We start from the raw sequence: 482 nt of genomic DNA, 5'->3' as shown, positions 1-482 counted from the left end.
TTCAAAGCCGCAATCAAATCAATTTACGGTGAAGCCGGTGCAGATCAGTTCGAGCAAGCTTGGACGAAAAATCACATCGAAGCACAAGCAAACCTCGTCACAGCAGCCATCAACGATGACAAAAAAATGATGGCTGACGCTCAAGACATGCTTAAAATGTTCTCGAACGACTTCGGTGCGTTCCTCGGAGCAGCAACGGAAGAAAACCTTCCGACGAAAGCAGCACAAGAAGCGGTCGCTGGCCATGAAACATATGTCCAAGACACGTTCATGCAGTACACGGAAGGCGACTACAAAGGATCAGTCGACACGTTCCGCGAGTCATATGCTTACATGTACGGTGTCGGTGAAAACCTCGGTAACGCGATCGTCATGCAATCTCCTGAGAAATTCATGGACGGTACACCAGGTTCAATGCCGAACACAGGTAACGGCGGCATGAGCGACACAAGCAACAACGCAACAACAGGTGCACTCGCACT

General features: G+C 49.8%; 1 pseudogene. It reads left to right on the top strand.

The annotated features are described in order from the left end of the window. Positions 1 to 482, top strand: a pseudogene (locus tag KNQ05_RS15590) (copper amine oxidase); the annotation flags it as partial.

The sequence above is a fragment of the Exiguobacterium sp. s125 genome, assembly GCF_018618605.1.
GTDB classification, from domain to species: Bacteria; Bacillota; Bacilli; order Exiguobacteriales; family Exiguobacteriaceae; genus Exiguobacterium_A; species Exiguobacterium_A oxidotolerans.
The sequence above is the reverse complement of the archived record's forward strand: the minus strand, read 5'-3'. Positions and strand labels throughout refer to the sequence as shown.